The following is a 12,362-nucleotide window of genomic DNA, read 5'->3' on the forward strand; positions in this document are numbered from 1 at the left end:
AAATCTAACCCACACTTGCCCAACGCGGCAAATGTGGGGCACTCGCCGGAAACATGGTTATTGCGAGCCGACGCGCGAATTTGACTGCAGGCTGGCTTTGCGTACGGCTTCAAATTCATCACCGGGCTGCCATCCGATCCCCTGAGTCTGGGTAGCAGCCATCCAGCCGAGGTCGAGGCCGAAGCGGGCAATTTCGGCCAAGCCCGAGAAGTCCCAATCGGGATTGAATTCGTCGCTGGGCTGGTGGTAGTGCCTGGTGTTGTATTCGCGCTCGTTCTGGATTCCCCACTCAACATCGTGGCCTTTGAACTTCATGCCTTCATTGATGGAAAAGGCAGGGATGCCGACGCGCGCGAAGCTGAAATGGTCAGAGCGGTAGTAGTAACCGGCGGAAGGGTTGGAGTCAGGCTTGATGACAAGGTTGAAATCCTTGGCTGCGGCCAGGACGGCGGGATTGAACGTGGTGCGCTCAGCGCCGGAAACTTCGATTTCTTCGGGAATGCCGTTGGGAGCGAGGCCGTCGAAATTCAAGCCGAGGGACACATTTCCTGCCGGAACGGGCGGGTGCTTGCCGAGAAATTCCGAACCGCGGAGGCCCTGCTCTTCGGCGGTGACAGCGGCGAAGTAGATGGAGCGCCTGGGATGCTGTGGAGACGATGCATAAGCGCGGGCGAGTTCGAGCAGGATGCCGCAGCCAGTGGCATTGTCCACCGCGCCGTTGTAGATGTTGTCGCCCGGCTGTTCGGGGTGGATGCCCAGGTGGTCGTAATGGGCGCTGTAGAAGACAGCCTGGTCTTTGACGCGAGGGTCAGAGCCGGGCAGCACAGCGAGCACGTTTTGAGAATCAAAGGGGCGAATCTTGCTGACCAGGTGCGCCTGCACGCGCACGGGCAGCGAAATGGGCTTAAAGTCACGCGATTGGGCCTGCTGCATCAGGTTGTCGAAGTCGAGGCCAGAGTCGGCGAGGAGTTTGCGCGCGACTTCCAGTTGGATCCAGGAGGCGAGTTTGAGCTTGCGCTGGCCTTCATCGCGAAGGTAGGAGCGCTCGCCGCCCCAGGAGTTGCGAACGACGTCCCAGCCATAGCTGGCCAGGTCGGTCTTGTGAATGAGAATAGCGCCGACCGCGCCTTTTCGCACCGCTTCTTCGTACTTGTAGGTCCAGCGTCCGTAATAAGTGAGCGCTTCGCCTTTGAAAAATTTGGGGTCGTTGGAAACCGGTTCGTTGATGAACATCAGCAGGACTTTGCCGCGGACGTCGACGTCCTTGAAATCGTTCCATTGGTATTCGGGCGCGTCAATGCCATAGCCGACGAAGACGATGTCGGCGTCGATATCGTCGGCGGCGTTCTGGGTTTCATCCATGGCGACGATGTCGTCGCCGAGCTTCAGCTTTTGCGTGGCCTTGCCGGGCTGCAGAAGGTAGACGTTGGTGGAAGGCTCGGTGGTGATGCCAACCATCGGGACTTTCTGCATGTAGGTGCCATGATCCCCGGCGGGCTTGAGACCGTAGGATTCCATTTGTGACGCGATGTATTGGGCGGCAATGTCGCCGCCACGCTGGCCGGTGCCGCGTCCCTCCAACAAGTCGCTGGCGAGGAACTTGACGTGGGCACGGATGCGCTGCGGATCAATGGATTTCATGGCTGCAGCCGGCGGTGCAGAAACGGCGGATTGCGGCGTGGCGCGTTTCGTTCTTGGTTTTTGCGCGAGCAGTGGGGCAGCACTGAGAACGAGAATCAAAATGAAGAGAGCTGATTTACGCATGATTTTCCAAGTCCTTCTTGCGCGGTCAACAGCGAACGCGCTGCAACCGAATGATTATGCCCGCCAACTGCGGTCAGTTTAAAGAGCCTCAACCGGCCTTGGAGTCGATGACGTCTTCCCCGGTGTGAAAAAGGGCCGCAGCGGGAGTGGCCAGAGCCAAGGCCACGAGCCGGTTGATTTCCTGCAAGTCCTTCTTGTCCCAACCTACGCTGGAAATTTTGATTTTGCCGTCCGGGGCGATGAAAAAGATAGTGGGCACATTCGTCAGGCCGTAGGCATTTGAAGCGGGGTAAGTGTCTGGGTCATCCAGCAGAACCGGCATGGTGATGCCGTACTCACGCACGAACATCTGCGTCTCTTTCAGCGGATGCTGGGAGATGGCGACAACCTGCGCGCGACCGTGATGCCCACGATGGATGCGCTCGACGAACGGCATGGCGTATTGACAGACCGGGCAGGTGACCTTGAAGAAGGCGAGCACGACAGGACCCGCCTGGAGCGCCTTGCGCAAAGAAAAGCGCGCGCCATGCAAGTCGGGGAGCGATACGTCAGGCGCGACTTTTCCGGCCGCAAGCGCAGGCATCAAGACCTCCGAAATTGGTTCTCCGCTCCCCCAACGAGCACGGGCCAAGAAAACGATCTCGGCCAAAAAGCAGACAGATAAGGGCACGAAGGACGAAGCTTGATTTTAAATCAGGGCGGCGCGGCGGAGAACCCGGCGCGCCAGGCCGGTGAGCGGGAGGGCCGCGGCGTCCGGAAGCGGGAACCAGCGTCCGCGCGGCACGGGCGGAGAGGAAATGAGGCAGATGTGCGCGGTGTGGTCGGTGACAGTGATGGAATGGCGAAGAGTAAAGTCGGGCGGCACGCCATTGGCGGGCAGTTGCGGCAATTCCCACATGCCGGGCATGAGCGATTCGCCGCGGCGGCGGCGCACCAGGTACACACGATGGTCGCGAACGAGCAGTCCGTAGGTGGTTTCGGCGGACTTGCGGGGGGATGCAACGGGTCGTTCCAGCGGGCCGCGAGTGACGCAGAATTTGCGAATCGGGCACGCGTCACAGCGAGGCAGGAGAGGAAGACAGACGAGTGCGCCGAGTTCCATCATCGCCTGGTTGAAATTGCCGGGAGAGCGCGGGCTGAGCAATTGAGCCGCTGCTTTCCAAATCTTCGATATGGGGGCGGTGCGCCAGCCGAAAAGACGGCGGAGAACGCGCTCGACGTTGCCGTCCACGACCGCCGACGGCCGCCGGAAAGCGATGCTGGCGATGGCCGCGGCGGTGTAGCGACCGACGCCGGGTAGAGAAAGCAAGGCGGCAGAATCGGAAGGAACTTGCCCGGCGTGATCGCGCACAACGATGCGGGCGGCGCGATGCAGAGCCCGAGCGCGACGGTAATAGCCGAGGCCACTCCAGACGGCGAGAACGTCTTGCAGGCTGGCCGCGGCCAGCGAACTGACGTCGGGAAAGCGGCGGAGGAACTCGGCATACCGCTCCAGCACGGCCGCCACCCGGGTCTGCTGCAGCATGATTTCTGAAATCCAGATGCAGTACGGGTCCGAAGTCTGGCGCCAAGGCAGTGGGCGTCGGTGAGCGCCGAACCAGCGCAACAGCGAGGCGCGGAAGGCGGTCAGTTGAGACGGAGCAAGTGAAACAGGGTTGCCGGGCACAATGTTGCGCGCATTTTATAGATATGGTGCGACAAAGTCACTGGGGTGCAACTCGGAAGCTGGGAGCGTTCATCTCTAGCGTGCAGGAGTTGGCGGCCCCGTGTATCGAACCCTCCTAGGTCTTGTTTTCCTTTCGGCACTGATCGGCTGCGGCGGCACCACCAGTCCACGGGTGCCGTCGGGGACGGCCCCTATTCCGACAGCGGCTGGGCCCAGTGGAAGCGGCGCGCCGGCAGCGCCGGTGTCGCCGTCTATCGTGCAGGTGGCGGCGGGGCAGAACGCGGCGGGGGTAAACATCAGCGTGGCGGCGCCGAACGGAACCGCACCGATCGTGCAGGACCTGGGCGTGGCGGCGATGACGGGGACGGCCTCCGCTTTCAATACCGGGGACGTCATTCACCGCGGGGAAACCGCTCGGATCGTGGTGTTCGGACCTGGACTGAACTCGAACATGCAGGTTTCGATTGTCGGACCCAACGACATCCAGATCAGCAACGTCGCCGCAATCAACGCGAGCGATGGCACGCCCGGCGTTTCGTTCACGGCGGCGGTGGCCTCGAAGGCGGCGGTGGGAGCGCGGACAGTGGTGCTGCAGACACCGAGCGGAAACATGACCATGTTCGCCGGAGGGCTAGAGGTGGTGCCGTGAAAAGACACTTGTTCTGCAGAGGGATGCTGTCCCTCTCCGTAAGGAAGATCGCGAGAGCCGCCGCCACCGCAACCGCCCTTTTTGTTAGTGCCGCGGGGTGTGCTACGACCGTCATTCCCATGTCAGTGGAACAGATGACGCAGGCCGCTACCGATGTGGTGGAGGCACGGGCAGTCAGTTCCCGAGCAGCGTGGAACGAGCAGCACACCCTGATTTACACCTACACGACATTCCAGGTCACGCAAGTGCTGAAGGGCGCACGAGCGCAAGAAATCAACGTGAAACAACCCGGGGGGACAGCGGGCGGCTACACACAGAAGGTTTCAGGGGTTCACCATGCCCAGATCGGTGAAGAGGCGCTGCTGTTCCTGCGGCCGAGCGCAGCCGGAGACGGGACCCACGTGGTGGTCGGGTTGGTGCAGGGAAACTTCAGGATGATCCGCGCGATCGACGGAAGCGCGATGGTGACGAACGGGATTTCAGGCGCAAGAGCGCTACAAGGCGGCGTGGTATCGGAATTCACGGGATCGCCGATGAAGTTGAGGGAAGCGGAAGCACGGATCCGGAGGTCGGCACGATGAAGACGCACGCGCCGTGCACGCTGGTCATCCTGGCAGCGATGGGAGGAATACTGCTGGCCGGGACGCCTGGATATTCCTACCTGCCGGATTTCACAGCGCCGGGGCCGCAGATGGACCGCTGGGACTTTACCGCGTTTCCGGTGACGTGGAACCTGGACCCGGCGGAGGGGGGCAACGTCACGGGCAGCAACTCAGTGGCGAGCGTGATGCAGACGGCCTTTGACACCTGGACGAGCGCGCCGAATGCAACCCTGCCGGTTGCACGCGGGCCGGATTCGTCCGTCACTTCGGAGTCCATGTCGCCTCCCGATATCAACCTGATCTGTTTCGTGTGCATGGATGGAGATTTTTCGAAAGATTCCAATACGCTGGCGGTCACGACCACGACAACAGCCAACGCGGTTGGCGAAGCGGACGGGCATGGCGGCATGACCCGGTTTGTGGGTCAACTGATCAAGGCCGACATCGTTTTTAATCCCTCGGTCAGCTTCACGACGGGAGGCACAAAAGGCCAGGATTTACTGACGGTAGCAACGCACGAGGCAGGACACTTTTTCGGGATGGACCATTCGGCGGTCGTCCGGGCCGTCATGTTCCCGGCGGCGAGCTCGTTGACCACTCTCAGTTATGACGATGTGGCGGGAATTTCGCAGCTCTATCCAAAGAGCACGCCGGACGTGGCGACCGGAAGCATCAGCGGACAAGTGACGCTGAATGGCGCGGGAGTGTTCGGAGCGAACGTATTTGCCGAGTCTGTGACCGGCAACATCGGCTACCCGGGAAACATTCGCAATACGCCGATCGGAGGACTGACGCGCCCGGACGGGACGTACAACATCCAGGGTGTTCCGGCGGACGCTTACGTGGTGGCGGCTGAGCCGCTGCTTGGCGCGGTCAGCAACAGCGACGTGTCGGGATATTCAAAGGCATTCGGTCAACCGTCGGTGCAAACGAACTTCACCGCCCGGTGGCACTGAAGGGAAATCTTAGTTGCGCTCGAAGCCCATACTTCGCAAGACGACGTCAGGGACGGACACGGCGTAGTTAATCTGCGTCGGCTTCATGTGTTCGGCGGCGGCAACGGCCTGGCGGACCAGCAGGGGATCGAGATCGATCGGGGGTTGGGTCAGGAACGCCAATACGTCCTCCTTGCGATCGATGGCAACGCCGCGAAACAGGACAGAAGAACAGACAAAGAAAACTTCGAAGTGGCCGTTGTTGAAAGCGACCTTGAAGCGGCCCTGGTGTTCGGGCTCGCCGCTGGGCGCCTCAGCAGCATCGGCTTCTTCGCCTTGGGCGAAGACCTCGCGAGGCGCGGTCTGGGTGATGCTGTCCCACATCTGCAGCAGGCGTAGCTCCTGCCCGCTCAAACGGCGTCCCAGCCTCTGCTGAACATTCTGGACGTTGGATTCAAAGTCCGGCATAGCAACTATGTCTTGTACCACATCAAAGCAGGGACAGCGCAGGGCAGGGATTCCAAGAGTAACTTCGCGGGTGAGGGGTTTTCCCCAATCAGGCCCTTCCCGCCGGCACTCCTGGCTCAGCTCATGGGGCTGGAGGCGAGCCGGGATTCGGAATGCGCCACCATCACCCATCCTTTTTTCAGTTGTTGCCAGACACTCAGGGTAGCGCTGCTGGTGGAGGTGCCGCCCCAGTTGGCGCGCAACGTACAGGTAATGACGATGTCGGCGCCATTGAGGCGGGAGCTGCATTCGCTGAGTGAGAACTCGGCGAGCGGCGCTTTTTGCAGGTCGCTGAGAAAAGCTGCGCGGTCGAAAATGCCACCGGGGCCGGCGCCGGCAAAGGCGCCGCCGACGTGGCGGTCAACTTCGGTCCAGTTCCTGGCCTGCACATCCTTCCAGAAAAGCTGCTCGATTTGCTCGCCGCCGGTGGCGCCGGTCCAACCGGAGGCGGGCTTCGACCACATATTGCAAGCGACTGTGGAGGCGAGGAGCAAAAGGATGACCGCGAGCTTGCCGCTCATGGCGGGCATTGTAGCAGCGGAGTTGCAAGTTCCAGAACAACTCACAACTTATGTAGCGGCTCTTCGAGGGGCACGGAATACTTCTTCTCAATTTTCTCGCGGAAGGTGGGGCCGGAGTTGTAGGCGCAGAAGGGATAGATCAGGCCGTTGGGAGCGGCATAGTGAATGACGCAGCGCTTCACGCGTTCGACGTCGTAGTTGTAGAGGTCCATGAAATGCATGCCGGCCACCAGCAGAGTACGGTAGGTGTAGCGGCCGTCCATGCCATCGCGGCCGAGCTTTTTATCGGTCATGCCCTGCAAGGTCTGAAGGAACTTCTCAAAGGTCAGGCCGGGAGGCGCGAACTGCGGCTTGAAGTGGCGCTGCAGCGAGCGCCATGCCTTGAGCTTGCTGAAAATCTGCAGGATGGAACGGCGCGCGGTGCGCGCGATCTGGTCCATGTCCTGCATCATGGCGCCGACATCGACAAAGCGGGTCACGGGCACGACGGTCTTGGTTTTTTCGTCGATGAAAAGGTAGGTCCCCATCGAGCAATGCGGGTTGCAGGTGAGGGTGGGAACTTCTTCGCCGCGCATGGCGGAAGCAAGACGAGAGAACGGCGAGACGCACGACAGCGGGAAGAAATCCTGCATGGGATCGAAGATGCCGGTCTGATCGGCGAGGGCATGGGCCCAGTCCCCGAGGGTGAAGCGCTTGGACTCGATTTCGTTGCGGTTGATGCGCCCAGTGAAGGCCACCGGCTGAAAGCTGATGCCGGAGACGCAATCGATGTTCTCAATGGCGATGCGGACGATGTCGCCGATCTGGTGATCGTTGACGCCACGCACGATGGTGGGCACGAAGACGATCTTGATGCCGGCCTGGCGGCAATTCTCAATGCAGGCCAGCTTCTTGTCCATGAGAGACGCGCCGCGGGTGCGCCGGTAAATATCGTCGCATATGCCATCGAACTGCAGGTACAAGGTGGTCAGGCCGTGCTCCTTGCATTTGCGAGCGTATGAAAGGTCAGCAAGGGTAATGCCGTTGGTGGCTGCCTGGATGTGGCTGAACCCCATCTCGCGAGCCATGGCGCAGATCTCGGGAAACTGGGGGTGGACGGTAGGCTCGCCACCGGAAAATTGGACCACGCGCCCGGCCACCGGCTGCTCATCGCGCAGGGCCTGCAGCATGCGTCGAACGTGATCGATATCGGGCTCGTAGAGATAACCCTGCACATTGGCATTGGCAAAGCAGACCGGGCAGGTCAGGTTACAGCGGTTGGTGAGATCAACGTTGGCAAGCACGGTGTGCGAGATGTGCATCGAACAGAGGCCGCACTGCTCGGGACAGCGGGTGGCGTCGCGGACAGCGGGATTCTTGATGCCGCGATTGTCGCCGAAGTGCCAGTTCTCCATCTTGAGATAAAGCTTGGCGTCGGGAGAGATGAGATCGCGGAAGCGGCCATGGGCAGCGCAGGCCTTCTCCATGTAGACGCGGCCCTTATCCTCAAACAAAATGGCCTCAATGGGACCGCTACATTCCGGGCACAGGGATTGCGTGGAGCGCGGCAGCCCCTTCTGCAAGGGCATGATTGGCGAACCGGTGTAGGTCGTCTGCGGCTGGATGACGCGGAACTGCTCGCGATGGCCGGGTGCGAAATCCGGTTTCGGCGCTGCGGCGGGAATCAATTGCGTGCTCAAAGGCAGGGTCCTCCTCGGACGGGTAATCCTCGGCGATAGCGGACCCATACGGTCCGTCAGGAGCCAGTGACTGACTGATTAGAACCCGGGGGAGGGCAATTTCCCAAAAGCGGTCCAATGCGCGATGTAGCCATTGGCTGCAGCCGGGGGCCGTTCACGTCCGGAAATCGGCCGCAATGGCCGGTTTGTCACGCATGCATGTGAGGGAAATCACAAACTGACCGTCTGCCGGCAGCTATCCGTGCTCAGCCATTGGGGTTGAGTCGATTGTTATACTTCGTATCCCACATGATGAGCGTCCAAAAAAATAGCCGTCACGCAGCGTTGCTGTTGCAGTTCCTGCTGCTGTTTTCAATCGCCGCATCCGGACAGAACGTCAGTCCCAACCTTTATTCCGGCATGCGGTGGCGGATGATCGGGCCATTCCGCGGAGGCCGCGCACTGACTGCAACCGGAGTACGCGGCCAGCGCGACGTCTACTATTTCGGCGCCGTTGGCGGCGGGGTCTGGAAAACAAGCAACAGCGGACAGAGTTGGACGCCGATCTTCGATTCCCAACCAATCGCCTCGATCGGATCGCTGGCGGTGGCTCCGTCCGATGGCAAAATCCTCTACGTCGGAACCGGCGAAGCGTCGATCCGCTCCGATATTTCCTTCGGCAACGGCGTGTACAAGTCCACCGACGCCGGAACCACGTGGACGCACGTGGGATTAGAGGACACGCGCCACATCGGAAGAGTGCTGATCGATCCCAAGGACGCGAATGTTGTTTTCGTCGCCGCGCTGGGACACGCGTACGGGCCGAACCAGGAGCGCGGCGTGTTCCGCACGACCGACGGCGGCAGGAGGTGGCAAAAGGTCCTCTATAAAGACGAGAACACAGGAGCGATCGACCTGGCATTTGATCCTGACAATTCCAAGATTGTCTATGCGACGCTGTGGAACGCGCACCGTCCGCCATGGAGCACGTATCCGCCGATCCAGGGTCCCGGCAGTGGGTTGTACAAGTCCACCGACGGCGGCACAACCTGGACGCAGATCAAAGGCAACGGCCTGCCGAGCGCGGACTGGGGGCGAGCGGGCATCGCAACATCGAAACATGTGGTTTATCTGCTCGTCGATACGCTGCAGGCGAACCAGGGCGGATTATTCACCGGGAACGAAGGCGGGCTGTACCGCTCCGATGACCGCGGCGCGACTTGGCGGCGGGTGAGCAACGACCGTCGCACGTTCGGACGACAGTGGTACTTCGGCGAAATCACGGTCGATGCCAATAATCCCGAGGTCGTCTATATCCCGAATGTCGCGATCTATAAATCGGCCGATGGCGGCAAAACATTCACCGTGCTCAAAGGTCAGCCCGGAGGCGACGATTACCACTTTGTTTGGCTCGATCCGGACGATCCGTTACGCATGGTCGTTGCCAGTGACCAGGGGACGGTCGTCAGCGCTGATGGGGGCAAGAGCTGGTCTTCCTGGTATAACCAGCCCACGGCGCAGTTCTACCACGTCGCCACCGACAATCAATTTCCGTATTACGTTTACGGCGGACAGCAGGACAGCGGGACGGCGGCGACGACGAGCCGCAGCGATTATGGCTCGATCACCTTCCGCAACTGGTATTCGGTGGGAGGCGGTGAGGCAGGCGCCATTGCGCCCGATCCAAGCGATCCGAACACGGTATATGCCGGCGACACCTACGGGCGTTTGTATCGCTTCGACAAGGTCACCGGACAATCCCAGAACGTCTCGCCCACGCCGGTGGCTCAGTTCGGCCAGGAAATCAGCCAGCGTAAGCTGCGCTTTACCTGGACCTCGCCAATCGTGTTTTCGCCGCAAGATCCGAAGACGCTGTATATGGGAGCGCAGTACGTGCTCCGGTCACAGGATCGCGGAAATTCGTGGCAACAGATCAGCCCGGACCTGACCGGGTGCGTCTCTCAAGAAGCAGCCGGCGGAGGGCGGCCGGGCTCCACCGCGGAGCCGGTGACAACCCAGAACGCCGCTTCCAAGTGTTATGGCGTGGTGTACGCGATTGCGCCGTCAGCCGTGGATGGCAATGTGATCTGGGCGGGCAGCGACACGGGGAAAATCTGGATCACGCGCGACGGTGGGAAGGCCTGGGCTGACCTGACCGGCAACAGTTTCCAGCCTTTCAGCAAGATCAGCATGATTGACGCATCGCATTTCGACGCGGGAACAGCGTACGTTGCGGTGGACCGGCATCGCATCGACGATTACACGCCGGCGATCTATGGCACCCACGATTTCGGCAAAAGCTGGAAACGAATGAATTCGGGCATTGCTGCGGCGGCATTCGTTCGTGCCGTTCGCGAAGATCCCAGGCGCAAAGGATTGCTGTACGCCGCGACGGAAGTGGGTGTTTACGTATCGTTCGACGATGGCGAACACTGGCAGCCGTTGCAACTGAATCTGCCGGTAACACCGGTGCACGACCTGGTCATCCATGAGGATGATCTGGTGATCGCAACCCACGGACGCTCGTTCTGGATTCTGGACGATGTGACACCACTGCGGCAGATGACGCGCGAAGTCGCAAGTTCCCCAGCGTATTTATTTGCGCCGCAGACGGCAATGCGCGTGCGCAGCGACGTCGGGCACGACACGCCCCTTCCGCCCGAAGAACCGGCTGGGCAGAACCCGCCGGCGGGGGCAATCGTGGATTACTATCTCGCACAGCCGGCGAAGGAAGTAATGTTAGAAATTTTGGACAGCAGCGGCAAGCAGGTGCGCCGGTTCTCGTCCGCGGACAAGCCATTCGAGCCGGAAAAGATGGTGCCGATTGCAAGCGGCTGGTTCATGCCGCCGACCCCGGTGGAGACAACGGTGGGCGAGCATCGTTTTGTGTGGGATCTGCGTTATCCGGACCCGCCGAGCCTGCACAAAAACTATGACATTTCCGCGGTTTGGGCTGTCGGTGTGACCGGGCTGCCAGTCGGTCCGCTGGTATTGCCGGGAAATTACCAGGTACGGCTCACGGTGGACGGCAGGAGTTTCACCCAAGCGCTGACGGTAAAGCTCGACCCGCGTTTGAAGGCCACTGGTGCGGAGTTGCAGAAACAGTTTGAACTGGAGATGCAGATCACCGACGCGATGCGGCAGGCATACACCGCCATGCAGCAGCGTGGCGAGAAACCCGCAATCACGACGCCGGGCGAAAACAGGCCGCCGCGTGGGGATACCTTGGCGGGCACGCTCAACAATCTGTCGCAACTGCTGGAAGTGGTGGATACGGCTGACGCCGCGCCGACGCGGCAGGCAGAGGAAGCATGGCAGCAACTGCGGGCGAAGCTCGCCGAGCAGCTGCATTGATTCTCCGCGCTCGAGGGCGAGCGCGCTCCAAGTTTACGGGTTGTTGGAGCGCGTTCGCCCCGAACGCGCCGAAACGGGAATAGACACAGAATCCAGACAGGGTATTGGACGCAGCGCCGAGAGTTCGTGGTTAGACTGCGTTGCATGTGCCCAGTCATTCCGCGGCGTTACGAATACCGGCGTGACCTGCCGCACCTGCAGAGCGGCGATCGCTCGATATTTGTGAGCATGACGACCTATAAGCGCTGGCTACTTCCGCCTGCAGCGAGAAGTATCGTGCTGGAGCACATTAGGCGAGAACACAACCAGCGCGTGTTCCTTTATGCCGCGGTGGTCATGCCGGACCACGTGCATGCTCTGTTCTCGCCGCTCGTGGACGAACCCGGAGAATGTTTCGGAATTGGTGAGATCATGAACGGGATGCGTGGACCGGCGGCGCACGGGATCAACAAACTGCTCCGGCGCAGCGGACCGGTATGGGATCGTGATTTCTTTGATCGGCTGCTTCGTCACGCCGAATTCGGACGATACATGGATTACCTCTGCCTCAACCCGGTTCGCAAGGGGCTGGTTACGACGGAGGAAGAATATCCGTGGTTGTGGGTTGAACCTGTGTATTGATTGTCCGCGCTCGAGGGCGAGCGCGCTCCAAATCGCAAAAAAGCGCTCGAGGGCGAGCGCGCTCCAACAATCCGAGCGCGCTCCA

At 60.8% G+C, this 12,362-nt stretch carries 11 protein-coding genes; 5 read left to right on the forward strand and 6 right to left on the reverse strand.

What is annotated here, in order from left to right; genetic code table 11:
* Positions 1-57: 57 nt before the first annotated feature.
* The 3 genes from VFI82_06955 to VFI82_06965 all read right to left on the reverse strand — a co-directional run bounded on the left by VFI82_06955 (position 58) and on the right by VFI82_06965 (position 3,289).
* A complete protein-coding gene (locus VFI82_06955) occupies positions 58-1,641 on the reverse strand; it encodes a M28 family peptidase (GenBank protein ID HET7184406.1) in 1,584 nt (527 codons plus the stop codon).
* Positions 1,642-1,852: 211 nt separating this feature from the next.
* Entirely contained in the window at positions 1,853-2,347 is a 495-nt protein-coding gene (locus tag VFI82_06960) for a TlpA disulfide reductase family protein (protein HET7184407.1), read from the reverse strand.
* 105 nt (positions 2,348-2,452) lie between these two features.
* Positions 2,453-3,289 (reverse strand): A/G-specific adenine glycosylase, encoded by an 837-nt coding sequence (locus VFI82_06965; protein HET7184408.1) that lies wholly within the window; start codon positions 3,287-3,289, stop codon positions 2,453-2,455.
* Positions 3,290-3,530: 241 nt separating this feature from the next.
* Between VFI82_06965 and VFI82_06970 the strand changes: the two genes are divergently transcribed.
* From VFI82_06970 to VFI82_06980, 3 genes are all read left to right on the forward strand, one after another.
* Positions 3,531-4,079: a hypothetical protein gene (locus tag VFI82_06970; GenBank protein ID HET7184409.1), complete on the forward strand. Its 549-nt coding sequence runs from the start codon at positions 3,531-3,533 to the stop codon at positions 4,077-4,079.
* A gap of 119 nt (positions 4,080-4,198) precedes the next feature.
* Positions 4,199-4,660, forward strand: a complete 462-nt coding sequence (locus VFI82_06975) for a hypothetical protein (protein HET7184410.1) — start codon at positions 4,199-4,201, stop codon at positions 4,658-4,660.
* The gene (locus VFI82_06980; GenBank protein HET7184411.1) at positions 4,657-5,637 is read left to right on the forward strand and encodes a matrixin family metalloprotease; all 981 of its coding nucleotides are present in this window, start codon (positions 4,657-4,659) and stop codon (positions 5,635-5,637) included. Before VFI82_06975 ends, VFI82_06980 begins: the two co-directional genes overlap by 4 nt.
* A 9-nt stretch (positions 5,638-5,646) precedes the next feature.
* Here VFI82_06980 and VFI82_06985 read toward each other — a convergent pair whose 3' ends face one another.
* The 3 genes from VFI82_06985 to VFI82_06995 all read right to left on the reverse strand — a co-directional run bounded on the left by VFI82_06985 (position 5,647) and on the right by VFI82_06995 (position 8,323).
* A complete protein-coding gene (locus VFI82_06985) occupies positions 5,647-6,084 on the reverse strand; it encodes a hypothetical protein (protein HET7184412.1) in 438 nt (145 codons plus the stop codon).
* Between the two features lie 116 nt (positions 6,085-6,200).
* Positions 6,201-6,644 carry a hypothetical protein gene (locus tag VFI82_06990; protein HET7184413.1) on the reverse strand — a complete coding sequence of 148 codons (444 nt, stop codon included), beginning with the start codon at positions 6,642-6,644 and terminating at the stop codon, positions 6,201-6,203.
* 41 nt (positions 6,645-6,685) lie between these two features.
* Entirely contained in the window at positions 6,686-8,323 is a 1,638-nt protein-coding gene (locus VFI82_06995; protein ID HET7184414.1) for a radical SAM protein, read from the reverse strand.
* Positions 8,324-8,614: 291 nt separating this feature from the next.
* Between VFI82_06995 and VFI82_07000 the strand changes: the two genes are divergently transcribed.
* Positions 8,615-11,656, forward strand: a complete 3,042-nt coding sequence (locus VFI82_07000) for a hypothetical protein (GenBank protein ID HET7184415.1) — start codon at positions 8,615-8,617, stop codon at positions 11,654-11,656.
* A gap of 144 nt (positions 11,657-11,800) precedes the next feature.
* Positions 11,801-12,277: a hypothetical protein gene (locus tag VFI82_07005; protein HET7184416.1), complete on the forward strand. Its 477-nt coding sequence runs from the start codon at positions 11,801-11,803 to the stop codon at positions 12,275-12,277.
* Positions 12,278-12,362 lie beyond the last annotated feature (85 nt).

Source organism: Terriglobales bacterium (assembly GCA_035691485.1).
Classification (GTDB): Bacteria; Acidobacteriota; Terriglobia; order Terriglobales; family Acidobacteriaceae; genus JAIQGF01.

Bases quoted from the DNA above. Each gene is read 5' to 3' on its own strand.
- VFI82_06955 (HET7184406.1), bottom strand. From the start codon at position 1,641: ATGAAATCCATTGATCCGCAGCGCATCCGTGCCCACGTCAAGTTCCTC.
- VFI82_07005 (HET7184416.1), top strand. From the start codon at position 11,801: ATGTGCCCAGTCATTCCGCGGCGTTACGAATACCGGCGTGACCTGCCG.
- VFI82_06965 (HET7184408.1), bottom strand. From the start codon at position 3,289: ATGCTGCAGCAGACCCGGGTGGCGGCCGTGCTGGAGCGGTATGCCGAG.
- VFI82_06980 (HET7184411.1), top strand. From the start codon at position 4,657: ATGAAGACGCACGCGCCGTGCACGCTGGTCATCCTGGCAGCGATGGGA.
- VFI82_06990 (HET7184413.1), bottom strand. From the start codon at position 6,644: ATGAGCGGCAAGCTCGCGGTCATCCTTTTGCTCCTCGCCTCCACAGTC.
- VFI82_07000 (HET7184415.1), top strand. From the start codon at position 8,615: ATGAGCGTCCAAAAAAATAGCCGTCACGCAGCGTTGCTGTTGCAGTTC.
- VFI82_06960 (HET7184407.1), bottom strand. From the start codon at position 2,347: ATGCCTGCGCTTGCGGCCGGAAAAGTCGCGCCTGACGTATCGCTCCCC.
- VFI82_06985 (HET7184412.1), bottom strand. From the start codon at position 6,084: ATGCCGGACTTTGAATCCAACGTCCAGAATGTTCAGCAGAGGCTGGGA.
- VFI82_06975 (HET7184410.1), top strand. From the start codon at position 4,199: ATGTCAGTGGAACAGATGACGCAGGCCGCTACCGATGTGGTGGAGGCA.